The following is a 24,190-nucleotide window of genomic DNA, read 5'->3' as shown; positions in this document are numbered from 1 at the left end:
CGACGTTCCGGAACGATACGGAGCACTGTTCCGCTTTGTCAACCGTGCCTCGGAGAGGAGTGCCGTGCCACCACGCAAGCGGTCCGACGCCGTGCGCAACGAGCAGACCCTGCTCGCCGCCGCGGCGGCCGTGTTCGTCCGTTCCGGCGTCGACGCCCCGATCAGGGAGATCGCGGCCGAGGCCGGCGTCGGCATGGGCACGATCTACCGCCACTTCCCCACCCGCGCAGACCTCGTCGTGGCCGTCTACCGCCACCAGGTCGAGTCGTGCGCGGCGGCGGGCCCGGAACTGCTGGCCGCCGCGGACTCCGCGTTCGTCGCATTGCGACGGTGGGTCGACCTGTTCGTCGACTTCCTGGTGACCAAGCACGGCCTGGCGCAGGCGCTGCAGTCCGACGACAGCGGGTTCGCCTCGCTGCACGCCTACTTCCTGGACACGCTCGGGCCGGTGTGCCACGCGCTGCTGACCGCGGCGGCCGACGCCGGGGAGGTTCGCGGGGACGTCCAGCCGTACGAGCTGATGCGCGGCATCGGGAACCTGTGCATCGGGCAGGCCGACGAGCGGTACGACCCGCGGCGGCTGATCGCGCTGCTGCTGGACGGGCTCCGCCGGACCTGACTCCCCGCACCGCCCCCGCCGGGACTTGACGCCGACCGCCCTGCGCACCCGTCATGATGGGCCCAACCGGCAGCTGAGGGCGAGGTACCAGTGGCAGTCACCATCCGCGACGTGGCACGCAGGGCGCACGTGTCGGTCGCCACCGTGTCGCGCGCGCTGACCTCACCCGAGCTGGTGCGCCCGGAGACCCGGTCGCGGGTGCTGGCCGCCGCCGCGGAGCTGGGGTACCAGCCCAACCGCGCGGCACGGGGGTTGATCACCGGCAAGACGGGCAACATCGGCATCGTCGTGCCGGACCTCGACAACCCGTTCTTCACCGGTGTGCTGAAAGCGGTGCAGGCGCGGGCTTTGCAGGCGGACTACGCGGTGTTCGTGGCCGACAGCGACGAGGACCCGGTGGCCGAGGCGCGGCTGGTGCACGCGATGGCCAAGCAGGTGGACGGGGTCGTGCTGTGCGCGCCGGGACTGGAGGACTCGCAGGTCTACGAGGTGGCCGGGGCGACGTCGCTGGTGCTGCTGAACCGGAGGCTGCCCGGGGTGCCGTCGGTGCTGATGGACTCGGCGGGCGGGATGCAGGCGGTCGTCGACCACCTGGTCGCGTTGGGACACCGGCGGATCGCCTACCTCAACGGGCCGCGCACGTCGTGGTCCAACCAGGAGCGCCGGCGCGGGCTGCTGACAGCGGTGGCGCGGCACGGGATCGAGCTCGTCGACCTCGGGCCGTTCGCCCCGCGGTACGAGGGCGGGTTGCAGGCGGCGGACCTGGCGGTGGCGGCGGACACGACGGCGGTGGTCGCCTACAACGACATCATGGCGCTCGGGGTGCTGGCGCGGTTGCGGGACCGCGGGATCTCCGTGCCGGGCGAGGTGTCGGTGACCGGGTTCGACGACCTCACCTACGCGGCGCTGTGCTCGCCCGCGCTCTCCACCGTCGCGATGCCCGTCGCACAGGCCGGGCGGACCGCGGTGAACCTGCTGCTGGACTGGTTCGACTCCGACCACGACGAGGTGCCGCAGGTCGTGCTCGGCACGCAGCTGATCGTGCGCGGGACCACCACACCGCCGAAGAAGTAGGGCCCGGCAAGCAAAAGGCGGCCCCGGCCAGCGCCTGGGGGGAGTGCGCCGAAAGCCGGGGCCGCGAGAGCGGCTGGGCCCGAGGGGGGAGGGGGCCGTGCGCCGCTGGTGCACCACTCTGCCCTGGGATCGGGAAGAAAGCCAGGGTGGATGTACCTGTTTTTGGATTTCTCGTACGTACGGGTTACGCGTAGAGACCTTCGTACAACGGGGAGTGAAGGCGGTGCACCACGGACCGCTTGACCTTCAACGTGGGCGTGAGCTCACCTTCCTCCTGCGACAGATCCCTTGCCAGCAGCACGAACTTCTTCACCTGGGAAACACCGGCGAAGTGCGAGTTCGCTTCGTCGACGACTTCCTGCACGAGCGCGCGCACGTCCGGGTGAGCCACCAGTGACTCGACGTCGCCGGGAAGTCCACGCGACGCCGCCCACGGACCGATCTCGTCCGCGTCCAGTGTGATCAGAGCCACACAGTACGGTTTGCGGTCGCCGTACAGCACCGCGTGCGAGATCCACCGGGACTGGCGCAGGGCGTTCTCCACGTTGGCGGGCGCGATGTTCTTGCCGCCCGCGGTGATGATGATGTCCTTCTTGCGCCCGGTGATCGTCACGAAACCGTCCTCGTCGATCTCGCCGAGGTCGCCGGTGTGCAGCCAACCGTCCTCGATGGTCTCCGCCGTCGCCTCGGGGTTGCGCCAGTAGCCCGCGAACACGTGCGGACCGCGCATCAGCAGCTCGCCGTCCTCCCCCAGCCGCATCTCCAGCCCCGCGATGCCGGTGGCACCGACCGAGCCGAGCTTGAAGCGCTCCAAGGTGTTGATGGTGCCGATCGCGGTCGACTCGGTCATGCCGTAGCCCTCCAGCACCGGCACCCCGGCCGCGTGGAAGAACCGCAGCACCTCGGTGGAGATCGGCGCGGCACCGGACAGCGCCTGTTCCAGCCGGCCGCCGAACACCGCGCGCACGTTCGCGAACAGCGCGTCGACCTGCTCGAACGCCGCCGCCATCTCGGCGGGCACCGGTTCGCCCGCGGCCCTGCGGCGCCGCACCTCCAGGCCCAGCGCGACCGCCTGGGACAGTTGCGCGGGCTCGACGGCCGACGTGACGAACGTGTAGATCTTCTCGAAGATCCGCGGCACCGACGGCAGGAACGTCGGCCTGACCTCGGCGAGCTCGGGGATGACCGCCTTCATGTCGCCGCCGAAGTAGGCGAGCTCGCCGCCGCGGTACATCGTGCTGAACATGACGATCTGCGCGAAGACGTGCGCCAGCGGCAGGAACAGGTAGACCGTGCCCTGCATGGCGTCGATCCGGGTCTCCTCGGCCAGCAGGCACAGGGCGACCCAGTTGCCGCTGGTCAGCACGCACCCCTTGGGCGGGCCGGTGGTGCCGGAGGTGTAGATGATCAGGCTCGGGTCGTCCGGGTGGACCGCCGCGCGGCGGGAGTCGAGCTCGGCGGCCAGCGGCGAGGTGCGGCCGGTGTCGCCCAGCTGCGCCACCGTCGGCCGGTCGCCGGCGGGCTCGATCGTGAACACCGCGCGCAGCTCGGGCAGCTCACCGCGCACCGCCTCGACCTTGGCGCACTGCTCCTCGTTCTCGGCGACCACGACGGACGCACCGGAGTCGCCGATCACCCAGGCGATCTCCTCCGGCGTGCTGGACGGGTAGATCGGCACGACGATGCCGCCCGCCGCCAGCACGGCCAGCTCGACCGCCACCCACTCGTACCGGGTGCCGGCGAGCACGCACACCCGGTCCCCGGAGGACAGTCCCGCGTGGACGAACCCGGACGCGAGCTCCAGCACCAGCTCCGCGACCTCGGCGAAGGTCCGCTGGTGCCACCGGCCGTCCTCCTTGTACCGCCACGCCACCGCGTCGCCGTACGCCTGCTCCGCGAGGAACGGCAGGTCGGCGGTGCGGCGGACGGCTTTCAGGGCGTTCGGGCTGGTGACTCCTGCGGTCATTGCGGCTCCTGCGCGCGTCGGGGTGGGGGGATCAGGCGGGAACGACCTGGACGCGGGTGCCGTTGAGCACGGCGGTCCCGGAGAGCGGGTCGATCCGGAGGTCGTCGGTGAGGAGGTTGACGTTCACGCCGGCGTGCTCGCGGGCCACGGACATCCGCGTGCCGGGCTGGTCGTGGCCCCAGCCGTGCGGCATCGACACGACACCGGGCGCGATGTCGGCGGTGACCTCGACGAGCACCTCGACCTTGCCGACGCGGGAGGTCACCTGGGCGGTGCCGCCGTCGGTCAGCCCGATCCGCTCGGCATCAGCGGGGTTCACCTGCAGCGTGCACAACGGCTTGCCCTTCACCAGCGCGGGCACGTTGTGCATCCAGGAGTTGTTGGTGCGCAGGTGCCTGCGGCCCACGAGGACCAGGTCGGTCTCGGGCGCGGTGAGCGCGGAGAGCACGCGCGGCAGGTCGTCCACGACGGCCTGCGGGGTGAGCTCGACCTTGCCGGACGCGGTGCGCAGGACCTCCGGCAGGCGCGGGGTCAGCGGACCGAGGTCGATGCCGTGCGGGTTCTCCAGCAGCTGCCGCAACGACACCCCGTACGCGCCGGTGCGGAGCTTGAGGTCCAGCAGGCGTTCCTCGCGCGTCTCCCCCTCTGGCTCGAAGTCGGCGCCGGCCTTCTCCTTCAGCCCCGCGAGCTGGACCGCGGCCACCGCGTCGAGGTCGGCGTCCGGGCCGAGCCCGCTGAGGATGGTCGCGAGCCGGAAGAAGATGTCCGCCTCGTCGACGCGGTCCTCCTCCAGCGGGATCGGTGCGCGCGAGTACTTCACGACGTTGCGCACGGAGTTGCTGAAGAACGCGAGGTCGTAGTGCGCGCGCCGGGACGGCGGCGGCGTGGGCAGGATGACGTCCGCGTGTCGGGTGGTCTCGTTGAGGTACGGGTCGACGCTGACCATGAACTCCAACGACGCGAGGGCGTCGCTCACGCGTGCGGAGTTCGGCAACGACAACGCGGGGTTGCCGCCGATCGTGAACAGCGCGCGCACCTGGCCTTCGCCGGGCGTCTCGATCTCGTCGACCATCGTGACGGCGGGGAACTCCCCCATCACCTCGGGGTGGCCCTTGACCCGGCTGTGCCAGCGGCCGACGCCGAACCCCTTGCCCCGTCCGGGGCCGCGCCGGGTGTGGGCGGGCAACGGCCACATCACGCCGCCCGGCCGGTCGAGGTTGCCGGTGAGGACGTTGAGCGTGTCGATCGCCCACGACGCGACCGTGCCGAACTCGACGGTCGTGGTGCCGATGCGCCCGTAGACGGCGGCGCGCTCGGCAGCGGCGAGCTGCCGGGCCAGGGCGCGGATGGTCGCCGCGGGCACGCCGGTGCGCTCCGCCACGGCGTCCGGGCCGAAGCCGGCGACGAGCGCGCGGACCCGGGTGTGGTCGGTGACGTGCTCCGCGAGGTCCTTGAGGTCGACCAGGTCCTGCGCGAACAGCTCGTGGACGAGGGCCAGCAGCAGGAACACGTCGGTGCCCGGCCGGATCACCACGTGCTGGTCGGCGGCAGCAGCGGTGCGGCTGCGGCGCGGGTCGACCACGACGAACGACCCGCCGCGCCGCTGCAGCTCGCGGAACCGGCCCGGCACGTCCGGCACCGTCCACAGGCTGCCGTTGGAGGAGAACGGGTCCGCGCCCAGCACGAGCATGAAGTCGGTGCGGTCGATGTCGGGCACCGGGATCGAGAAGACGCTGCCGTACATGTGGCCGCACTGGACCTGCTTGGGCATCTGGTCGACGGTGCTGGCGGTGAAGACGTTGCGGCTGCCGAGCGCCTTGCGCAGCGGTCCGGCGTACAGGCCGCCCGCGAGCGAGTGCACCACGGGGTTGCCCAGGTACATCGCCACGGAGTCGCGGTCGGGGAAGTCCTTCAGCCGCTCGTCGACGTGCGCGAACGCCTCGGCCCACGTGACCTCGACGAACTCGCCGTCCCGCTTGACCAGCGGCGCCCGCAGGCGGTCCGGGTCGGCGTCGAGCGCCCCCAGCGAAGCGCCCTTGGGGCAGATGAAGCCCCTGCTGAACTCGTCGTCGCGGTCACCGCGCACCTTCGTGATGCGGTCGCCGTCGACCGTCAGCTCCAGCCCGCACGTCGCCTCGCACAGCGGGCAGGTCGTGAACACGGTGCTCATGCGTCCCCTTGTCCGGCTTTTTTCCCCAACGCGTACCGATCGGCGGCCACCGGGCGCAAGCGCCCTGCCGAGGTCAACCCGAACAGCTCACTGACCGCCCCCGCAATCATGTCGGGCCGGCGCAGGGTGTGCTCGAAGCGGAAGCCGACGACCGCGCGCGAACCGCCGAGCAGCCCGGTCAGGTGCACCGACTCGTCCTGGTCGGGGCCGTGGCAGACGACCCGCCCGAACGGCGCCAGAGCGGCCAGGGAGGCCTCCAGCGCGCCGCCGGGGTCGAGCACGACGTCGACCCGCTGGTCCTCGTTCGCCCGGACGAGCCGTGCGGCCAGACCGTCCCGGCCGGAGTCGACGGCGACGTCCGCGCCGAGCGCCACCGCTGTTCGCCGACGGTCCTCGCTCGATTCCGTGGCGATCACACGGCCCGCTCCGAAGCTGCGCGCGAGTTGGACGGCTATCGCACCGACCTCGCTCATCGCGTCGTGCACGACGATCGTCTCGTCCGGCCCGAGGTGCGCGCACGTGCGGAGGAGGTGCCACGCCGTCGTGCCCGCTCTGGCCAGCACCAGTGCTTCGTCATCGGTGACACCGGCGGGGACGGGCAGGTGCACCCGGCCGGCGATGACGACGACACGACGGCCACCGTCCTCGACCCGGACCTCGTCGACCGCCGCCGCTGTGCGCATGAACCCCATCTCAGGGGTGCGCGGCGCCGGGCTGTAGTGCGGCTTCCACAACAGCTAAGGAACCGGCGCCCCGGTGCGGCCGGGTGAGCCCACCACCCGGCTGGGACCCCGGCTCAGCGCTGCTGCCGGGCGTCCAGGACGCGGGCGAGCTCCAGCCGCGACGACACGTGCAGCTTGGCGTAGACGCGGGACAGGTAGACCTCGACCGTGCGCGGGCTGTAGTGCAGGGCGGCGGCGATGTCCCGGTTGCGCATCCCCTGCTGCACCAGCCGCGCCACGTTCTCCTCGGCCTCGGTGAGCAGCCCCGGTGCCTTCGACCGCGCTCGCGGCACCTTGGCGCCCAACGCCCGCAGGCGCGTTCCCGCCCGGCGGCGCAGACCGTGGACGCCGAGCCGCTGGAACGTCGTGTACGCCTGCACGAGCGCCGGCACCTCGTCGCCGGTGACCTCGCCGAGGGCCAGCTGCGCACGGGCCTTCTCGAACTCCAGCCCGCCCAGCGCGGCCTCGGTCACGGCCTCCCGCACGGGCTCCGGATCGCGGTGCACCAGGCCGGTGACCCGCCGCAGGGTCGTGCGCGACCACGGTGACACCCGCTGCGACGAGACGGCGGTGAGCCGGTCGAGGGTGTCGAGCGCGCTGTCCGTGCGGCCGCGGTCCAGGTCGAGCTCGATGGTGCGCGCGACGAGGACGCACGAGTAGGGGGCCTCGAACCGGTCGCCGACGTCGGTCAGCAGCAGCGCGCAGGCGTCCTGGACGGCACCGCGGGCGACGAGGTGGTCGGCCAGCGCGATGGTGTGCAGCCGCGCCATGTTCACCGACCGCGGCGCGGGCAATTCCGCCAGCCGCGCGGCCACGTCCAGCTCACCGCGCCACGTGCGGATCGAGAGCTCGACCGCCTGCAGCACGCCCAGCGCCTGGTCGGCCCGCGCGGCCTCGACGTCGGCCCGCCAGCGGCCGATGCCGTCGAGCGCCGCGTCCCAGCGCCCGCCGAGCCAGTCGAGCATCACGCGGGCGGAGGCACGTTCGGCGCGGAACCCGTGCGAGCCCACCTGGTCGACGAGCTCCTCGGCCCGCCGCAGCCGCCACGACGCGTCGTGCACCAGCCCGGTCAGCGCGCTGGTCGAGGCGCACACCGACAACGCCTGCAGCTCCAGCATCGGCTGCCCCGCGCTGCACGCCAGCGCGCGGTTCGCGTAGTCGACCGTCTCGTCGTGGCGGAACAGCAGCGACGTCAGCATCGCGAGGTGCTCGTTGACGATCACGCCCTCGGCCGGTGAGCCGACCGGCACCGCCGCGACCCGCGCCACCTCGGCCGCCGCGTCCGCGTGCCGCCCGGTGTGGACGAGCAGCACCGCGCGCTGCGCCTGCAACGTCGCGGGCGCGCCGGTGCCGGCCACCTCGCGGTCGGCCAGCTCCATCGCCTCGGCAATGCGCCCGACGGAGAACAGCGAGGAGATCACGGCCGTGGCGACGCGGGCGCGTTCCGTCCCCGCCGGCAGGGTCTCCAGCGCGGCCAGGCCGGGACCGACCGCGAGCGCGGGCCGGGACGCCCGCGCGAGCACCCTGCACTGCAGCGCGAGCAGCTCACCGCGTTCGGGTGCGTTGTGCGGCAACAACTGCAGCGCCCGCCCGCACAGCGCCGCCGCCGTCTCGGGTGCCGTGGACCGCGCGAGGCCGGCGGCCTCGGCGAGCACCGCGACCGCGGCCCGGTCACCGGGCGCGGCGGACTCGGCGAGGTGCCACGCGAGCTGCAGCAGGTCGACGGGCAACCCCTGCGCGCGGTCGTCGAGCAGCCGCGCGGAGATCAGGCTGTGCAGGTGGCGGCGCTGGGCAGGGCCGACCTCGTGGTAGAGCGCCTCGCCGACCAACGCGTGCGAGAACCGGTACCCGCGCTCGTCGTCGTGCACCACGATGTGCGCGCGCAGCAACTCGTCGAACGCCTCGACGACCGTGAGCTCCGGCAACGACGCGACCCTCGCCAGCAACGGGATCTGGTCGAGCCGCACGCGCCGGAACACCGACACGGCCCGCGCGACCACCCGCGTGTCGTCCTCCAGCGGCGCCACCCTGCGCAGAACGGCCTCCCGCCGGGTCAACCGGATCGCGTCCGGCGGCACGGACAGCCGCACCCGCCCGCCGTCGAGCGCCACCAGGTCGAGTTCCCGCAGCGACCGCGCGATCTCGGTGACGAAGAACGGGTTCCCGTCGGCCCGCTGCTGGACCTCCCTGGCCAGTGCCTCGTCCACGGGTGCCTGCAGCACCGCCGCCACGATCCGCGCGACGTCCGCGTCCGGCAGCGGGGCCAGCTCGATCCGCACGACCTCCGCGTGCTGCTCGACCCGGTCCAGCAGGTGCTCCGCCCCCGGCTCGCCGACGTGCGACCGGCTCGCGGTGACCAGCACGAGCGGGGCCGCCGCCACCCGCCGCAGCACCAGCCCCAGCAACGCCAGCGAGTCGTCGTCGACGTGGTCGAGGTCGTCGACCAGCAACGCCGCCGGCCGCGCGGCGGTGAGCTCGGTCAGCAACCGCACGACCCGGTCGCAGGCGCGCCCGAACCAGGCACCGGAGTCGTCGGTGACCTCCAGCGCCGCCAGTGCTTCCGCGTGCGCGCCGACGGCCGGCGTGCCGGTGCCGGGGTCGAGGCTCCGCACCGCGGCGAGCACCGCGCCGTACGGGATGCGCTTGCCCAGCACGTCGGAGGCGGAGGTGAGGACGCCGCAGCCGCGTTCCCGCAGGCGGCGGGCGAGCTCGGTGAGGAGGCTGGTCTTGCCGATGCCCGGTTCACCGGTGATCGCCACCGCGACCGTGCCGGTGGCCGGGGCGTGCTCGACGCAGGTCAGGACGGCGTCCAGCTCGGCGGCGCGGCCGAAGAACCGCGGGGTGGCGCGCAGCGGAGTGTCGGGGATGACGGCCTCCTGGGTCGGGCAGGGCTGCTCCGCAGTGTTCCACGGAGGCGGGACGGCGGGTGCGATCCGGTTGCGGGGCCGGGTGCACGGGGTAGGAAGGGGGGTATGGATCCGGTCAAGGCGTTGAAGCAGGTGGCCTTCCACCTCGAACGAGCGGGCGAGCCGACCTACCGCGTCCAGGCCTTCCGCAACGCGGCCGCCGTGCTGGCCGAGCTCACGCCGGAGGACGTCGAGGAACGCGCGCGGCTCGGCACGCTGACCGACCTGAAGGGCGTCGGGAAGTCCACCGCCGGCGTCGTCGCCGACGCCCTCGCGAACCGGGAGCCGCGGTACCTCGCCAAGCTCCGCCACGTCGACCTCACCGGCGGCGAGGAGCTGCGGGCGCGGCTGCGGGGCGACTGCCACGTGCACTCCGACTGGTCCGACGGCGGCAGCCCGATCAGGGACATGGCGGAGGCGGCGCGCGACCTCGGGCACGAGTGGATGGTGCTGACCGACCACTCGCCGCGGCTGACCGTCGCGAACGGACTGTCGCGGGAGCGGTTGCTGAAGCAGCTCGACGTCGTGGCGGAGCTGAACGCGGAGCTGGCGCCGTTCCTCGTGCTGACCGGGATCGAGGTCGACATCCTCGACGACGGGTCGCTCGACCAGGACGACGACCTGTTGGAGCGGCTGGACGTCGTGGTCGCGAGCGTCCACTCGAAACTCAGGATGCCGCGCGCGGAGATGACCGAGCGGATGCTCACGGCCGTGGCGAACCCGCACGTCGACATCCTCGGCCACTGCACCGGACGGCTCGTCGTCGGCAAGGGGCGGCCCGAGTCGCAGTTCGACGCCGAGCGGGTGTTCGAGGCGTGCGCCGAGCACGGCACCGCGGTGGAGATCAACTCACGGCCGGAGCGGCTCGACCCGCCGCGGCGGCTGCTGTCGCTGGCGGTCGACGCCGGGTGCACGTTCTCGATCGACAGCGACGCGCACGCGCCCGGCCAGCTGGACTGGCTGAGCTACGGCTGCGCGCGGGCGCAGGAGTGCGGGGTCGACCCGGACAGCGTGATCAACACCCGACCGGCAGCGCTGCTGACAGCCGGGTGAGGTGCCGCGCGCCGGTCGTGTGACTGGGCTCCCACCGGGCACCGCCAGGGTGCCCAGCGCGTACCGCTACACCGGCAACGGCCTCATCCGGTCCGGCATGTGCGCCCGCAGCGCGTCGTGCAGCGACGACACCCCGGCGGCGTCCAGCACCAGGGAACCACCGGCGCAGGCCAGCTCGGCCTCGCCGGTCCGCTGGTCCGGCACGTACGTGAGCTCCACGTCCGGCACCGAGCACGACTCGGCCGCGCGGATCGCGACCAGCAGCTCCGACACCCGCTCGTACCCCAGCCGCGTGCTCCACCGCACCGCGGCCGGGGGACGGACGAACAACCGGAGCCCTCCTGCGGCACGGCGAACTTCCACGCACGTCAACACCGCTGCACCCTTCCTGCAACCCTGTTTCACGGCGAGACTAGCCACGACCGCGCCGCACCAGATGCCGCCATCACCCGTTCGGTTCACCGGCAGCAGGGCTTCTCGAACTCGGAATTCCGTGCGGTGGAGAAGTCCTCCACCAGCGAGACTCCGGTCGGGCGGCGTCGCCGGGCTCGCGGACGAGCGTCCGGCGGAATGTCGCGTCCTGGGGCGAAGCGGAAAAACCATCTGCACCCGAAGGAAGCATGCTCTCGCGGTCCACGGGTGATGTCGCGATGCGCGGACAGCACGCACGTCATCACTCCGAGTGACCGTCCGAAGTGGACTAATCCCGATGTGTAACACCGGGAGCGACGGGTACTCACCCTTCGACGACCCAATCTGAGGAGGAGGTTTCGTGACCACCATTGAGAAGTCGGTGGACGTCCACGTGCCGGTGAGCACGGCGTACAACCAGTGGACCCAGTTCGAATCCTTCCCGGCGTTCATGGACGGCGTCGAGAAGATCGACCAGATCACGCCGACCAGGACCCACTGGACCACGAAGATCGGTGGTGTCGTCCGCGAGTTCGACGCGGAGATCACCGAGCAGCACCCCGACGAGCGCGTCGCGTGGACTGCCGTCGAGGGCACGCCGCAGGCCGGTGTGGTCACGTTCCACCGGATCGACAACGACACGACGCGGGTACACGTCCAGATGGAGTTCACCCCGGAGACCATCACCGAGAAGGCCGGAGCGGCGCTCGGCGTCGTCGGCCACCGGGTGGAGGGCGACCTGAAGCGGTTCAAGGAGTTCATCGAGAACCGCGGTGTCGAGACCGGAGCGTGGCGGGGCGACGTGACGCCGCCGCCCCAGGTCTGATCGTGGTGCCCGTTGACGCCAGACCAGCACGCGGCGTTCGAGGAACTCGCCCGCACCGCCCGTGACTCGTCGCGCTACTACGCGCTGCGGGACCGGCTCGTGCGCGAGTACCTGCCGCTCGCCCGGCACATCGCTCGCCGCTTCAGCGAACGCGGCGAGCCGATGGAGGACCTCGCCCAGGTGGCGGCGGTCGGGCTGATCAACGCCATCGACCGGTTCGACGTGGGCCGGCAGACGGACTTCCTGTCCTACGCCGTGCCCACGATCACCGGCGAGGTCCGCCGCCACTTCCGCGACCAGTGCTGGGCCGTCCGCGTGCCCCGGCGCCTGAAGGAGCTGTGCGACTCGATCGACGGGGCCACCGCCGAGCTGTCGCACCGTTCCGGGCGGTCTCCCACCCCCTCGGAGATCGCCCGGCACCTCGGCGTCGGGCTCGCGGACGTCTACGAGGGGTTGCGCGTCGAGAAGAACGTCGCGGTCGCCCCGCTGGAGGCGCTGCAGGACAACTCGGCGGACGACCCGGCACTGGAAGGCGTGGAGATCCACGAGGCCCTGCAGCCCATGCTGCGGGGCCTTCCCCGTCGGGAACGCACGATCGTGGTGCTGCGGTTCTTCGGCCGGCTCACCCAGACGGAGATCGCCCGCAGGGTCGGCATCTCCCAGATGCACGTCTCGCGGCTGCTGACGAAGTCGCTGGAACAGCTGCGCAACGACCTGCTGGCAGACGAGTGACGTGGGCGAGCGGGAACGCCCGTCCCTGGTGATACTGACGGGATGACCCGGTTGCGGTGGCCCCAGAAGCTGGCGATCGGCACCGGCGCCCTGCTCGCGTTGTGGGCCGTCGCCGGCTTCTTCGTGACCGGTTTCTCGCCGTTCGCCACCGAGACCGACACGTGGGTGCTCGGCCTGCGGGTCAACCCGCTGCAGAACGCGCTGCACCTCGTGTTCGGGGTCGCGCTGCTGCTGTCGTTCCGCAACCTCAGGGCGCTGAGCGGCACGGCGTTGCTGGTGGCAGCGGCACTCCTGGTCACGTTCGGCCTGGGCACGGCCCGCTACGACGAGCAGGTCGTGAACGTGCTGAACGTCAACCCCGGCAGCAACGTGCTGCACCTCGTCACCGGGTTCGCCGCACTGGCGGTGGCGCAGGGCGCGGTCTGGTGCCGCCGGTGCGACCGCGCCCCGCGGCTCAGGAGGTCCTGAGCCGGGGCCCGCGGTTCAGGGCGTCCTGAGCAACCGCAGCACCGCCCGTTCCGGGTCGCCGCCGCCGATCACCGTGCCGCTCTCGAACGCCTCGACCAAGCGCGGGTCCACGTAGGACTTCCGCGCGACGGCCGGGGTGTTGCCCAGGTGCTCGGCCACGTCCTTCATCACCGCGCTGATGGCCCGCTTCGTGGGCTTGCCGCGCTCGCGCAGCGCCTCGGCGAACGCCTTGGCCGCGGCCACCGTGGCGTGCCAGGTCCGCAGGTCCTTGACCGTGAACTCGTCGCCGACCAGCTCGCGGAACCGCTCGTTCACGTCGTAGGCGGTCATGTCGAACACGCGGCAGTCCGGGGTCCGGTCCCTGAGCAGCGTCCGGACGGCGCGGGCCAGCTGCGGGTCGGTGATCTCCTCGTCGACCTGCACGCCGTGCTTGGCCGGGAAGCGGAACCTGACCCGGTCGCCGCGCACCTGGAGGTGCTCGCAGAGCAGCGTGGCCACGCCGTGGCTGCCGTTCTCCTCCGCGTACTCCTCGTGGCCGACGCGGAAGACGCCGAGGTCGAGCATGCGCAGGGCGATGGCGAGCAGGCGGGTGCGGCCGCGCTTCCTCATGTCGGCGACGATCTGCGCGCGGAACTTCGGCAGCTTCGGGGCCAGCTTCAGGACGCGGTCGAACTTCTCCGCGTCCCGGTTCGTGCGCCACTGCTCGTGGTAGAGGTACTGGCGCCGGCCGGCGTCGTCCACACCGATCGCCTGGATGTGCCCGTTCGGGTGCGGGCTGATCCACACGTCCCGCCACGCCGGCGGGATGACCAGGGCCTTCACCCGCGCGACCTCGTCGGGGCCGAGGGGCTCGCCCGCGGTGGTCGCGTAGCGGAAACCCTTGCCGTGACGACGGCGGGTCCAGCCAGGACCTGCGGTGTTGCTGCGGCGGAGTCTCACCTGGACACCTCGTGGTTGATCAGCATGGGTGCCGGGTACCCGCTCGCCGATGAAAGATGACTGCGCCGTCGGTGTGGAACGGGGGTTCCTCCTCGTCGACCCCTGGCCACGGCGGCCGGTGGCACTCGCACCGCGGGCTGCACGCGCACGTGGGGGTGCCTTCGACGGCGGCGGCGCCGGAGGCGTCGAACGCGCTGCGGCCCTGGTCGCCGGCGCTGCTGGTGCACTCGTCGCACCCGCGCTGCGCGAACGCGGCGCGCTGTCTACTGTGGAGCGCCAGATCGACTGGCTGCGGCACAACGGCTGCGGAGCCGCATGCCGTCGCTCCGACCCCGAGTCCCCCGTGGACATGCTGATCGCCCGAACGCGTGAGGAAACCTGATGCGCCTCCCTGCTCCCCGCGGCCACATGAGCGCCGCGCTGGTCGCCGCACTCCGCTCGGCACCGGGGCCGCGACCGGCCCTGCTCGTCAGCGGCGGCACCAGGGAGCCCGCGGCGGACGACGACCTGCAGCTGTCGCTGTGGATCTGCTACGAGCTGCGCACCCGCAACTTCGACGACGTGCACCCGGCCTGGGACGACCACCCGGCGGCGGCCCAGTTCCTCGCCGTCCTGGAGGCCCGCTGGGAACAGGGCCTGCGCGCGCTGGAGGAGACGACCCCGGCGGTGCCGCTCGACCCCGCCGCACGGGCCGAGCTGCGCAAGCACCACGCGTTCTGGCACCCGCGCCGCGAGATGCGCTCAGCCCTGCGCGACCTCCACGGCGACGCCTACGGCTCCCGCGACGAACGCACGCACTCGGTGCTGTTCACCGTGACGCTGCGGGACCTCGACTGCGGCACCGGCGTCGACGACATGCCCGTCGCCACCCTGGCGCTGGCCAACGCGCTGAGCCTGTTCGGCCTCCACCGGCGCCTCGTCGGCGCGCTCGTGGGCTTCCTGACGGCGGTCGACACGATCGGCGGCGACCCGTTCGCCCAGCTGCTGCCCGTCCAGTGCCCGCCGGACGACGTCCGGCTCGGCTTCACGGCGTGCCACGAGCTGCACGCCCGGCTCGTCCAGCACGTCCACACCGCCTGTGAGGCAGGCCGCTCTTCCCTGCGGGGCCGCTGGCTGCTCACCAGGGGCCGCGTTAACGTGGGATGCTGAACGCCGCGAAAGGAGCAAGCGTGCCCGACCCCACCACACTGGCCACCGTGGTAGTCGACCGGATCGCATCCGACGTCGTAGTGCTGCGCGTGGCCGGGGAGCTCGACACCACCAGCTCGAGCGAGCTCATCGCTCCGCTCGACACGCACGTGGTGGACTCGAACCGGGCGGTGGTCGTCGACCTCGGCGGCGTCCGCTTCCTCGGCTCCGCCGGCCTCGAGGCCCTCGTGCTCGGCCAGCAGCGCGCCGGCCGCACCGGCGTCGAGTTCGTGCTGGTCGCGTCCACCCGTGCAGCACTGCGGCCGATCGAGGCGACCGGGCTGGACACGGTCTTCACGATCCTGCGGTCCGTGGACGAGGCGGTGGAGCGCTACTCGGCCTGAACCTCGCACCCGGCCACCGCGTCCGGGAAACGCCTTCGCGCGCTGGACCGCCGGCACGTGCCCCCGGGTGGTCGTGCTGCGGTGTTCCCGGGGGTGGTGAGCGTGCTCACCGGACCGTTCCACCAGGTCAGTCCTGGCCGATGTCCTCGAACCACAGCTCCGGCTGCTCGGCGATGAACCTCGTCATCATCTCGACGCACGCCGGGTCCTCGACCACCGTGATCCCGACCCCGTGCTCCGCCAGCCAGTCGTGCCCGCCGGAGAACGTCGTGGCCTCCCCGATCAGCACGTTCGAGATGCCGAACTGCCGCACCAGCCCGCTGCAGTACCAGCACGGCGACAGCGTCGTGACCATGGTCGTCCCGCGGTAGCCGCGCTGGCGGCCGGCGTTGCGGAAGGCGGAGGTCTCGGCGTGCATCGAGGCGTCGCCGTCCTGGACGCGGCGGTTGCGGCCCCGGCCGAGCAGGCGGCCGTCGCCGTCGAAGAGCGCGGCGCCGATGGGTATCCCGCCCTCGGCGAGTCCCGTGCGCGCCTCTTCGACGGCGACGGCCAGCATGTCGGAAGCAGCGGTCATGCCGTTCAAGCTACTTCGTCTTGAACAGTTTCACCGTCATCGACGTGCCCGACTGCTTGGTCACCCGCAGGCCGACGCCGACGGCGGGCAGCTTCACACCCGCGTTGGGCTGCTCGGCGAACCAGTACTGCCTGGTGTCGTCGAACACCGGCTGGGCTGCGGCACCTCGGACGTAGGACGCCTTGCCGTTGACGTGCAGCGTGAAGGAGTCCGACTTCTGCAGCGAGAACGGCGCGTCGTAGCCGCCGATCGTGGGCGACCAGCGCTGGCCTTCCAGGTTGTAGAGCGGGGCCGGGTTGGCGTCGATCGGCAGGACCAGGCCCTCACCGGGGTGCTCGCTCACGTTGTTGTCGAGGTAGTACGTGTTCCACAGCGAGACGAGCAGGCCGTCCTGGTACGGGAAGTGCTCCACGAGGTCGGGCCTGTCCGGGAAGCTGTACCGGTACGGGCCGGTGCGGTTGTACTGGCCGTAGGACTCGTAGGTGCGGTTCGACGCGATGTAGAACTGGTCGAACGCCTTGGTCTCCTTGCCCTCGGTGGTGCGGAAACCGCGCGTGGTCCACACCCCGGCCGTCTCGCCGCCGTCGGTCAGCACCGGGGTGCCGTCCGCGACGACCGTGATCTGGTCGGCGAAGAAGCCCTGCGGTGCCAGCGCTCCGTCGGTGCGGTAGGCCAGGCGCAGCTTGGTGTCCTTGCCGGCGTAGGCGTCGAGGGGGACGGTGATGTCCACCCACTGGCCACCGGACGAGCCGCTGACCGCGGGGGCGTTGCCGGAGTCGCGCGCGAACGGCTGACCGCCGGCGGTGCCGTCGAGCTGGGTCCAGCTGCCGTCCGCGTTGGACGCTTCGACGTAGAGGTAGTCGTAGTCCGCCTCGATGTCGTAGCGGGCCTTCAGCGACAGCGACGCCGTGGTCTTGCCGCGCAGGTCCACGGGCGCGGTCATCGAGTGGTCGAGGTCGTTGCCCTTCTCGCTCCACCACATCTTCGTGCCCGCGAACGGGGCGCCGTAGTCGAACGACCTGGAGATGTCCGGCAGCACGACCACCAGCCCCTGGGCCTTGGCGGTGTTGTACTCGTGCGGGCCGAGCTGGAACGTGCGCTCCTGGCCCGCGACCGCGATCTCGTAGTCGAGCCAGCCCAGCTGCAGCTTGTCCCACGCGGAGAACTCGTTGGCGCGCTCACCGGTCGCCTCGCCGGGGGCGTTGACCCGGTTCTGGCCCATGATCGACCACCAGTTGACGCCGTTCGTGCCGCCGTTGGTGTCGTAGTGGTCGGGCAGACCGAGGTCGTGGCCGTACTCGTGCGCGAACACGCCGACGCCGCCGTTCTCGGGCTGCACGGTGTAGTCGCCGACCCACAGGCCGGTGTCACCGATGGGCGCGCCGCCGAGCTTGTTGGTGCCGGGGCCGGAGTTGTAGTTCTTGAACGCGTAGCCGCGGTGGCTCCACAGCGCGTCCTCGCCCTGCCACGGGTCACCGTCGGCCTGGTCACCACCGGCGTGCACGATCTGGAAGTGGTCGATGTAGCCGTCGGGCTCGTTGAAGTCGCCGTCGGAGTCGTAGTCGTAGCGGTCCCACACGTCGTACTCGCGCAGCGCCGCCGTGATCTGCTCGGTGGTCTCCCCCGCGGCCTTGCGGTCGGCGACCCACTGGGTGACGGCGTCCTTGATCAGCTCGCGGGAGTTGTTGCAGATGTTGTCGCCGCACGGGTAGCCGTTGCTGCGGCCGTAGCGCGCCTCGTTGTAGCGGACCTTCACCCAGTCCGTGACGAGCCCGTCGACCGTGTAGCGGCCGGAGGACTGCCGGTCGTAGAAGTTCGCGACCGAGTTGGCGTCCTTCGCCCGCGAGAAGTACAGGTCCTGGAAGTACTGCCGGCTGAAGTCGGGCCGCCAGATCGTGGTGTTGTCCACGGCCCTGTCCGGCTCGGGGATCTGGTTGCGCAGCGGCCCGTCGAACCGCACCGGGCCCGGGGTGTTCGGGTTCGTGTCGCGGTCGGGGTAGTCGGGGTGCCGCTCGTCGCCGAACTCCGCCAGAACGACGAAGACCTTGTCGGTCTTCTCCCGCTTGAGCTCGACGTACTGGTCCTTCGCCTGCTTCTTGCCGACCTTCGCCACGGTGCTGGCACCGCGCTTCTCCGCGGTCACCTCCCCGGTCAGCACCTCGGCCAGCGCCTGCTGCTTCAGCGCACGCCGCTTGAGCTCCAGCTCGTGCGGCTGCTCGTCGCTCTGCTGCCGCACCTGCGCCTCGGGCCGCTCGACCGGCGTCGCGACGGCCGGGACGGCCAGGCCGGTCGTCAGCACCGCGAGCGCCGCTGCTCCCGCCAGTGTTCTTCGCACGTAGGTCCCCTCCTCGGAATCCGGAGGGCGACGCTACGTAGTTGGCCTGCCGCCCGGCACGTCCGAAAGTCGGTTGTCGGACCCGGGACCACATGCTGAACGTCGTCTCAGCGAGTTGCCAGGCGCCTCTCAGCTTCCTGTGGCTTGATGGACGTACCGGAAGTGGAGGGGCCCATCGTGATCGGCTTCGTGCTCGGCTGGCTGTTGACGCTGTTCATCCTCGTGATGATCGCCAGGATGGTCGTCGACTGGGCGGTGGCGCTGCGGGCGCGCGGCGCCTGGGTGCCCAAGGTGCAGCGGGTGGCGTACGCGGTGACCGAACCGGTGCTGTCGCCGGTGCGCAAGGTGCTGCCCCCGGTGCGGTTCGGCGGCTTCGGGTTGGACCTGGCGTTCACGGTGGTGTTCATCGCGGCGCTGGTCCTGCGCTCGATCGTGTGGTGAGGACGCCGGGGTTGAGCACCCCGGCGGGGTCGAGGGCGGCCTTGGCGGCGGCCAGCGCCGTCCCGAACACGTCCGGTCGCTGACGGGTGTACCAGGGCATGTGGTCGCGCCCGACGGCGTGGTGGTGGGTGATGGTGCCCCCGGCGCCGCTGAGCGCCTCGGACACGGCGGCCTTGATCTCGTCCCACTGCTGCCGCAGGCTGCCCCACCGCCCTGGCGCGTAGATGCCGTAGTAGGGCGCGGGCCCGTCCGGGTGGACGTGGGTGAAGCGGCACGTCACGATCCCGACCCCGCACACCTGCCTGAGCACGGCCGTCGCCGCTTCCGTGACGGCCGCGTGCAGGTCGGCGAACCGGTCCCACGTGCAGGCCGTCTCGAACGTCTCGGTGATCATCGCGTGCTGCGCCATCGCATCGCGCTGGTAGGGCATGCGCAGGAACGACGCCCGCCACCTCCGCGCCGCCCCCTCGACCACCTCCCCGCCCGCGCAGAGCTCCAGCGCCCTGGCGAGCTGCGCGTCCACGGGGTGGTCGGCCGACTCGAACGCCAGCACGAGCACAGACCTGCTCGACCCGGCGTTGAGGAACGCCTCCGCCGGGTCGAGCAGCCGGCAGTTCGCCGGCCGCAGCCCGGACTGCACGACCGCCCGCACCGCCTCGACCGCCTGCCCCCAGTCCGCGAACCGCACCGACGCGCCGGCCCGGTGGACCGGCGGGGCCTGCAACCGCAGCCACGCCTCGGTGATCACGCCGAGGGTTCCCTCCGAGCCGAGGAACAGCCGGTCCGGCGACGGCCCGGCCCCGCTGGCCGGCACCCTGAGCGACTCGCTCGTTCCCACCGGGGTCACGACCCGCAGCGACTCGGTGAAGTCGTCGATGTGCGTGGTCGCCGTCGCGTAGTGCCCACCCGCGCGCGTCGCGAGCCACCCGCCCAGCGTCGAGAACTCGAAGGACTGCGGGAAGTGCCGCAGCGTGAGCCCGTGCGGCTTGAGCTGCGCCTCCAGGTCCGGCCCGAGCACACCGGCCTGGACCCGCGCGGCCCGGCTCGTCGGGTCGACCTCCAGGACGCGGTCCAGGTTCCGCAGGTCGAGCGTCACCACGGGCGCGTCGATGTCCCGCGGTTCGACGCCGCCGACGACCGACGTGCCGCCGCCGAACGGGATCACGGCGATGCCGTTGCTGCCGCAGTGGTCCAGCACGTCCACGACGTCCTGCTCGGTGCGCGGTCTTGCGACGGCGTCGGGAATCGGGCCGATGTCGCCGGCCAGGTTGCGGACGACGTCGCGGTAGGCCTGGCCGCGGGCGTGGGTGAGGCGGTCGACCGGGTCGGTGGAGCACAGGTCCGACGGCGGGACGCGGGACGGCGGGAGGTCGAGGTCCGCGGGGTCCGGTGGTTCGTGGAACGTCAGGTCCGCGTCCGGGAGCACGGCGCGGACCCGGTCGACCAGCTGCTGCCGTTCGCCTGGGGTGACGGCGTCCTCGACGTTGCCCCAGCCCCACCACGACCTCGTTGCCATGGCGAGCAACGGTAAGCGGGACGCACGCGTTTCGTAAGAGCTATCCGGCGCCGAAGCACACGAAACCGACCGCCGCCGCGTACGAGCCATCGTCGGAAGCGGCCCGCTGCACCTCCGCCAGCGCCTCCGCCGGCGACAGCCCGTCGGCCAGCTTCCGGTGCAGCTCCACCATCACCGGTGCGGTCCCGTCGGTCGGCACCGGCACCACGGGCGCGATCAGCGTCCGCGTCCCCAGCCCCAGCAGCGCCGCCGTGAACCCCATCAGCTCATCGCCGGGGCGCACGGCGGACTGCCCGGTGTCACACGCGGACAGCACCACGCGCGTAGGCGGTGTACGCAGTCGTTCGATGTCGTAGACCGTCAGAGGTCCATCGGCCAGTTCCAACGCGCTGAACAACGGGTTGTCGACGCGGAACGAGCCGTGTGCCGCGATGTGCGCGAGAGCGGCACCGTCCATTGCGGACGCCACGGCCGAAACGGTTGCGTCGTCATCAATGAGCACACGGCCGGGCACGTGCGCGGAGACGGCCTTGATCTCGTCGGGTGCGGCGGCCATCCGCGGGCCGGCGGCCAGGACGGCTTCTCCGGACGCGTCAGGCGCAGCGGCAGCACGCAGCCACACGGACGCTGACGGCGCCACGGTCACCTGACGGCCGAGCACGCCCCACGGCAGGCTGTTCAGCGCACCGGTCGGTACCACCACCAGTGGACGGCCGTCGATGCGTGGCGCCAAAGGTGACAACAGCCGCGCAGACAGCAGAGAAGCGGCATGGGCGGCGGAGGAGCGGACCACCTCCAGGTTCGGCAGCCCCGGCGGCAGGGTCACGAGGCGGTGCAACGCGAAGCGCAGCAGGCGGATCTCGCGGACCACGCCCTCAAGGGCACCCAGCACGTGCAGGGACGTCCGGCCGTCGGCCAGGACCACGGCCAGCAGGGAGCCGTCGTACTCGACGAACTCGACCAAGGCGGAGGAGCCCAGGGCCGCCGCCAGCGAGGACACCGGCGGCGGCTTGAACACCGCTCCCCCGCCCGACATCTGCCGGGTCAGGTCGCGGACGCGTTGTTCGGCGCGGACCAGCTGCGCGCGCAGCGCCCCGGCGGGTTTGCCGGCCAGCACGGCCGACTCGACGTCGGAGGTGACGGCGCGCAGGGTGGCCAGCGCGTCCTCCAGGCGGGGGTCGTCGGGGGGTGACACCGACTTCATCCGCAGGGCGCCGGCGCGCCAGCTCTCGGTCCACGACAGCACGCGGGCCGCGTTGCCGGAGGCCACGGCCAGGCGCAGGCCCTCCTCTGCCAGGGCCTGGCCCTGCGCGCCGGTCAACGCGCGCAGCTCGGCGGCGCCCAGCGACACGCGGTACTCGTCGAGCAGGGCGATGCCGCGGCGCAGCGCGGAGGAGGTGCCGCGGACGTCACCGGAGAGCTTGCGCCGCAACGCCTCCGCGTACCAGCCGCGGACGCGCAGACCGGCCGGGCCGCGGGAACGCGACGCGGCGGCCCTGGAGAGCTCGGCCACCGCCCGCACGCGATGACCGAGGTCGGCGGCCACCAGACCGGCGTCGATGCGGGCCTCCAACGCCGGCAGCCGCCAGTCCATCGCGTCGAGCTCGTCGGCCACCCGCGACAACGCCACCCGCAGCGAACGGGTGCGGTCGCCGCGCAGGACCGCCGCGTGCAGTTCGAGGTAACGCGCTCCGGCCGCCCACAGCAGGCGTTGCTCGCGGCGGAACCGGCGCCGGGCCTCCGCCGCGAAGGCGTTGGCGGCGTCCAGGTCGTCGTCCAGCAGGGCGATGCGGGCGCGGAAGAACAGCGCCTCGGAGGTCGCGAAGGGGTTGCGAAGGGCCTTCAGCTCGGTGATGGCGCGGTCCGCGGCCACTCGCGCCTCGTCCACCAGGGGCACCGACACCAGCAGCTCCAGCCGGTTCACCAGCAGGGCGGGGCGGGGCACGTCCAGGCTGCGGTAGACCTCGTCGGCCTTGTCGAACAACGTCAGGGCCGCGGGCACGTCGCCCGAGCGGGTGGCCATGATGCCGGCGTTCCAGTGCACGTCCGCGACACCGAGCTCCTGGCCCAGCGAGCCGAGCAGCGCAGCGGCCACGTCGAAGTCGGCGGAGGCCTCACGCATGTTGCCGACGTACGCGCGCACGAGACCGCGGTTGTTGTGAGCGCGCGCCTCGACCAGTTTGTCGTCCACGCGCCGTGCGCCGGCGATGGCGGCCGTGTAGTCGCGCTGTGCTTCGTCGTATCGGGTCAGGTAGTGGAAGACGACACCGCGTTGCATGAGAGCGGCGACCGCGTCCGCACCCGACAACGACGGCATGGCCACGTCCAGCGCGCGCAGTGCGGCGCGGTGGCGGCCGGTGTAGGCGAGCACCCACGCCAGCGACATCTGCGCCAAAGCCGACAAACGGGGCAGTCCCGCGTCCGTCGCGATGCGGATCGAGCGGCGCAGGTGGCGGATCGAGCCGCTGTAGTCGTGCAGCTCGCGCAACGCGAGACCGATCGCGCGTTCGGCGATCGCCCATTCGGAACGGTCTTCCGTCGCGCGGAGGACGGCGCGGGCCATCTCGACGGCCGCACGCGGGTTGCGCTGCCTGGCCGCCAGCGCGTCCTCCGCACAAAAGTCGGTCACGGCGTCACTTTATCCGCTGTGGTAGCTTGATCAAGCTCGGTCGGGGCCCCCGTCAAACGCTGCTTTGTGAGGCCGTGGTGTCGAAATCGCCGGAACGTGCTGAGCTGTACGAAAGAGCTTTTCAGCAGCTCATCGCCGAGGACAAGAACATCAGCTTCCACGCCGAACGCGGGCGTGAATTCCTTTATCGTCCAGGTCAGCTGCTCGTCGCGCCGGCCGACCTCGACCGGGTGATCGCGAAACTGCGGCAAAACAATGTCGACGCGCGTCCCGCGGCCGGATTCGGTGGAATGGCCCGGTTGATCCTGCCGAACAACCCCGAAGACATTCCGCAGATCGTCCGGTTGTTGAGGGATCAACGGAACTGGCCGAACGAACGCGTACCGCTCGTCCAGCCGCACCACGTCGTCGTGGGACACGGCGGAAACGTCATGGGCAACCCCGGCGACCGGCCGCGGCCGACCGACCCGCTCACCCCGCCGAAGGCCGACGACCGGCTCTCCGGCATCCGCGTCGGCATCCTCGACACCGGCATCTCCTCCGGCGCGCAGCTGGAGCACGCGGACTGGTTCAAGAACCGGTTCGTCAAGGAGCCCGACGACGTCGACCCCGCCTACACCAGCGGCGCGCTCTTCGGGCTGCAGGGCGGCCACGGCACGTTCGTCGCGGGCGTCGTGCAGAGCGCGGCGTGCGGTGTCGCGCTCGACCCCGAGATCGCCCTCGACCTGAACGGCTTCGGCGACGAGGAGCGGCTGGTCGCCAAGATCGCCGAGATGGGCCGCAAGAAGGTCGACCTGCTCAACCTGTCCCTCGGCTGCTACACCGCCGACGACGTCGCGTCCGAGCCGCTGCGCGTCGCGATCACCGCGCTGCCGCAGGAGACGGTCGTGGTCGCCTCCGCGGGCAACCGCGGCGACCAGCGCCCGAGCTGGCCCGCCGCGTTCTCCCGGGTCACCGCCGTCGCCGCGCTCGCGCTGAACGGGGACGGCTCGATCGTGCCCGCCTGCTACTCGAGCTTCGGGCACTGGGTCGACGCGTGCGCGATCGGCAACCGCTCCTCGACCTATCTCAAGGGCGAGTGGAAACTGCCCGGCGAGGGCGACGCGACGCCGTTCGCGCTGTGGGCGAACTGGGCCGGCACGTCGTTCGCCGCGCCCTGGGTCACCGGGCGGATCGCGGCCACGATGGTGAAAGACGGCCTCACCGCAGCTCAGGCCCGTGACAAACTGCTGGTGGACCCGGAGTTCCACGCCGGTTACGGGACCTTCGTCAAATAA

22 protein-coding genes are annotated in these 24,190 nt (G+C 71.9%); 11 read left to right on the top strand and 11 right to left on the bottom strand.

Annotation, left to right across the window (positions count from 1 at the left end; translation table 11 throughout):
* Positions 1–64 precede the first annotated feature (64 nt).
* Positions 65–619 (top strand): TetR/AcrR family transcriptional regulator, encoded by a 555-nt coding sequence (locus ACZ7CD_RS20605; protein WP_458430941.1) that lies wholly within the window; start codon positions 65–67, stop codon positions 617–619.
* Between the two features lie 90 nt (positions 620–709).
* On the top strand, positions 710–1,693 hold the full coding sequence (locus ACZ7CD_RS20600; protein ID WP_458430940.1) for a LacI family DNA-binding transcriptional regulator: 984 nt from the start codon (positions 710–712) through the stop codon (positions 1,691–1,693).
* A 184-nt stretch (positions 1,694–1,877) separates the two neighbouring features.
* On the opposite strand, the gene ACZ7CD_RS20595 is transcribed toward ACZ7CD_RS20600, so the two are convergent.
* The 4 genes from ACZ7CD_RS20595 to ACZ7CD_RS20580 all read right to left on the bottom strand — a co-directional run bounded on the left by ACZ7CD_RS20595 (position 1,878) and on the right by ACZ7CD_RS20580 (position 9,562).
* Positions 1,878–3,659 carry an AMP-dependent synthetase/ligase gene (locus tag ACZ7CD_RS20595; protein WP_470379503.1) on the bottom strand — a complete coding sequence of 594 codons (1,782 nt, stop codon included), beginning with the start codon at positions 3,657–3,659 and terminating at the stop codon, positions 1,878–1,880.
* 31 nt (positions 3,660–3,690) lie between these two features.
* Positions 3,691–5,829 carry a molybdopterin oxidoreductase family protein gene (locus ACZ7CD_RS20590; RefSeq protein ID WP_360392499.1) on the bottom strand — a complete coding sequence of 713 codons (2,139 nt, stop codon included), beginning with the start codon at positions 5,827–5,829 and terminating at the stop codon, positions 3,691–3,693.
* The gene (locus ACZ7CD_RS20585; protein ID WP_360392502.1) at positions 5,826–6,512 is read right to left on the bottom strand and encodes a zinc-binding dehydrogenase; all 687 of its coding nucleotides are present in this window, start codon (positions 6,510–6,512) and stop codon (positions 5,826–5,828) included. The genes ACZ7CD_RS20590 and ACZ7CD_RS20585 overlap by 4 nt, the downstream gene beginning before the upstream one ends.
* 113 nt (positions 6,513–6,625) lie before the next feature.
* The gene (locus ACZ7CD_RS20580) at positions 6,626–9,562 is read right to left on the bottom strand and encodes an ATP-binding protein (protein WP_470379502.1); all 2,937 of its coding nucleotides are present in this window, start codon (positions 9,560–9,562) and stop codon (positions 6,626–6,628) included.
* Between ACZ7CD_RS20580 and ACZ7CD_RS20575 the strand changes: the two genes are divergently transcribed.
* Positions 9,524–10,510, top strand: a complete 987-nt coding sequence (locus tag ACZ7CD_RS20575) for a PHP domain-containing protein (protein ID WP_470379501.1) — start codon at positions 9,524–9,526, stop codon at positions 10,508–10,510. The genes ACZ7CD_RS20580 and ACZ7CD_RS20575 overlap by 39 nt on opposite strands.
* Positions 10,511–10,576: 66 nt before the next feature.
* Here ACZ7CD_RS20575 and ACZ7CD_RS20570 read toward each other — a convergent pair whose 3' ends face one another.
* Positions 10,577–10,840, bottom strand: a complete 264-nt coding sequence (locus ACZ7CD_RS20570; RefSeq protein ID WP_360392507.1) for a hypothetical protein — start codon at positions 10,838–10,840, stop codon at positions 10,577–10,579.
* Positions 10,841–11,282: 442 nt separating this feature from the next.
* On the opposite strand from ACZ7CD_RS20570, the gene ACZ7CD_RS20565 reads away from it, so the two are divergent.
* Genes ACZ7CD_RS20565 through ACZ7CD_RS20555 form a run of 3 tightly spaced genes read left to right on the top strand, consistent with a single transcriptional unit; the run spans position 11,283 to position 12,947 of the window.
* Positions 11,283–11,747 (top strand): SRPBCC family protein, encoded by a 465-nt coding sequence (locus ACZ7CD_RS20565; protein ID WP_360392510.1) that lies wholly within the window; start codon positions 11,283–11,285, stop codon positions 11,745–11,747.
* Positions 11,748–11,759: 12 nt separating this feature from the next.
* The gene (locus tag ACZ7CD_RS20560) at positions 11,760–12,479 is read left to right on the top strand and encodes a SigB/SigF/SigG family RNA polymerase sigma factor (protein ID WP_360392512.1); all 720 of its coding nucleotides are present in this window, start codon (positions 11,760–11,762) and stop codon (positions 12,477–12,479) included.
* Positions 12,480–12,521: 42 nt separating this feature from the next.
* Positions 12,522–12,947: a DUF4383 domain-containing protein gene (locus ACZ7CD_RS20555; protein ID WP_470379500.1), complete on the top strand. Its 426-nt coding sequence runs from the start codon at positions 12,522–12,524 to the stop codon at positions 12,945–12,947.
* Between the two features lie 15 nt (positions 12,948–12,962).
* Here the strand turns inward: ACZ7CD_RS20555 and ACZ7CD_RS20550 are convergent, their stop codons facing one another.
* A complete protein-coding gene (locus ACZ7CD_RS20550) occupies positions 12,963–13,886 on the bottom strand; it encodes a DNA topoisomerase IB (RefSeq protein ID WP_360392518.1) in 924 nt (307 codons plus the stop codon).
* Positions 13,887–13,935: 49 nt separating this feature from the next.
* On the opposite strand from ACZ7CD_RS20550, the gene ACZ7CD_RS20545 reads away from it, so the two are divergent.
* Genes ACZ7CD_RS20545 through ACZ7CD_RS20535 form a run of 3 tightly spaced genes read left to right on the top strand, consistent with a single transcriptional unit; the run spans position 13,936 to position 15,418 of the window.
* Entirely contained in the window at positions 13,936–14,268 is a 333-nt protein-coding gene (locus tag ACZ7CD_RS20545) for a hypothetical protein (protein ID WP_470379499.1), read from the top strand.
* The gene (locus ACZ7CD_RS20540; RefSeq protein ID WP_360392523.1) at positions 14,268–15,035 is read left to right on the top strand and encodes an iron-containing redox enzyme family protein; all 768 of its coding nucleotides are present in this window, start codon (positions 14,268–14,270) and stop codon (positions 15,033–15,035) included. Before ACZ7CD_RS20545 ends, ACZ7CD_RS20540 begins: the two co-directional genes overlap by 1 nt.
* Before the next feature lie 20 nt (positions 15,036–15,055).
* Positions 15,056–15,418: an STAS domain-containing protein gene (locus ACZ7CD_RS20535; protein ID WP_470379498.1), complete on the top strand. Its 363-nt coding sequence runs from the start codon at positions 15,056–15,058 to the stop codon at positions 15,416–15,418.
* A gap of 127 nt (positions 15,419–15,545) precedes the next feature.
* On the opposite strand, the gene ACZ7CD_RS20530 is transcribed toward ACZ7CD_RS20535, so the two are convergent.
* Both ACZ7CD_RS20530 and ACZ7CD_RS20525 read right to left on the bottom strand, forming a co-directional pair.
* Positions 15,546–15,992, bottom strand: a complete 447-nt coding sequence (locus ACZ7CD_RS20530) for a nucleoside deaminase (protein ID WP_360392528.1) — start codon at positions 15,990–15,992, stop codon at positions 15,546–15,548.
* 10 nt (positions 15,993–16,002) lie between these two features.
* Positions 16,003–18,327, bottom strand: a complete 2,325-nt coding sequence (locus tag ACZ7CD_RS20525; RefSeq protein WP_470379497.1) for an immune inhibitor A domain-containing protein — start codon at positions 18,325–18,327, stop codon at positions 16,003–16,005.
* Positions 18,328–18,474: 147 nt separating this feature from the next.
* On the opposite strand from ACZ7CD_RS20525, the gene ACZ7CD_RS20520 reads away from it, so the two are divergent.
* Positions 18,475–18,768, top strand: a complete 294-nt coding sequence (locus tag ACZ7CD_RS20520) for a YggT family protein (protein ID WP_360392534.1) — start codon at positions 18,475–18,477, stop codon at positions 18,766–18,768.
* Here ACZ7CD_RS20520 and ACZ7CD_RS20515 read toward each other — a convergent pair.
* From ACZ7CD_RS20515 to ACZ7CD_RS20505, 3 genes are read right to left on the bottom strand one after another with little or no spacing between them, the layout of a single operon-like run.
* Positions 18,731–20,284 carry an FAD-binding oxidoreductase gene (locus ACZ7CD_RS20515; protein WP_470379496.1) on the bottom strand — a complete coding sequence of 518 codons (1,554 nt, stop codon included), beginning with the start codon at positions 20,282–20,284 and terminating at the stop codon, positions 18,731–18,733. The genes ACZ7CD_RS20520 and ACZ7CD_RS20515 overlap by 38 nt on opposite strands.
* A gap of 40 nt (positions 20,285–20,324) precedes the next feature.
* Positions 20,325–22,913 (bottom strand): CHAT domain-containing protein, encoded by a 2,589-nt coding sequence (locus ACZ7CD_RS20510; protein WP_470379495.1) that lies wholly within the window; start codon positions 22,911–22,913, stop codon positions 20,325–20,327.
* Positions 22,910–23,332: a hypothetical protein gene (locus ACZ7CD_RS20505; RefSeq protein ID WP_470379494.1), complete on the bottom strand. Its 423-nt coding sequence runs from the start codon at positions 23,330–23,332 to the stop codon at positions 22,910–22,912. Before ACZ7CD_RS20505 ends, ACZ7CD_RS20510 begins: the two co-directional genes overlap by 4 nt.
* Here ACZ7CD_RS20505 and ACZ7CD_RS20500 point away from each other — a divergent pair.
* On the top strand, positions 23,324–24,190 hold the full coding sequence (locus ACZ7CD_RS20500; protein ID WP_470370868.1) for a S8 family peptidase: 867 nt from the start codon (positions 23,324–23,326) through the stop codon (positions 24,188–24,190). The two genes, ACZ7CD_RS20505 and ACZ7CD_RS20500, sit on opposite strands and share 9 nt — an antisense overlap.

This window comes from Lentzea sp. NPDC036949 (assembly GCF_055608075.1).
The sequence above is the reverse complement of the archived record's forward strand: the minus strand, read 5'-3'. Positions and strand labels throughout refer to the sequence as shown.

Bases quoted from the DNA above. Each gene is read 5' to 3' on its own strand.
- ACZ7CD_RS20595 (WP_470379503.1), bottom strand. From the start codon at position 3,659: ATGACCGCAGGAGTCACCAGCCCGAACGCCCTGAAAGCCGTCCGCCGC.
- ACZ7CD_RS20590 (WP_360392499.1), bottom strand. From the start codon at position 5,829: ATGAGCACCGTGTTCACGACCTGCCCGCTGTGCGAGGCGACGTGCGGG.
- ACZ7CD_RS20585 (WP_360392502.1), bottom strand. From the start codon at position 6,512: ATGCGCACAGCGGCGGCGGTCGACGAGGTCCGGGTCGAGGACGGTGGC.
- ACZ7CD_RS20515 (WP_470379496.1), bottom strand. From the start codon at position 20,284: ATGGCAACGAGGTCGTGGTGGGGCTGGGGCAACGTCGAGGACGCCGTC.
- ACZ7CD_RS20540 (WP_360392523.1), top strand. From the start codon at position 14,268: ATGCGCCTCCCTGCTCCCCGCGGCCACATGAGCGCCGCGCTGGTCGCC.
- ACZ7CD_RS20575 (WP_470379501.1), top strand. From the start codon at position 9,524: ATGGATCCGGTCAAGGCGTTGAAGCAGGTGGCCTTCCACCTCGAACGA.
- ACZ7CD_RS20555 (WP_470379500.1), top strand. From the start codon at position 12,522: ATGACCCGGTTGCGGTGGCCCCAGAAGCTGGCGATCGGCACCGGCGCC.
- ACZ7CD_RS20530 (WP_360392528.1), bottom strand. From the start codon at position 15,992: ATGACCGCTGCTTCCGACATGCTGGCCGTCGCCGTCGAAGAGGCGCGC.
- ACZ7CD_RS20545 (WP_470379499.1), top strand. From the start codon at position 13,936: ATGAAAGATGACTGCGCCGTCGGTGTGGAACGGGGGTTCCTCCTCGTC.
- ACZ7CD_RS20520 (WP_360392534.1), top strand. From the start codon at position 18,475: ATGGACGTACCGGAAGTGGAGGGGCCCATCGTGATCGGCTTCGTGCTC.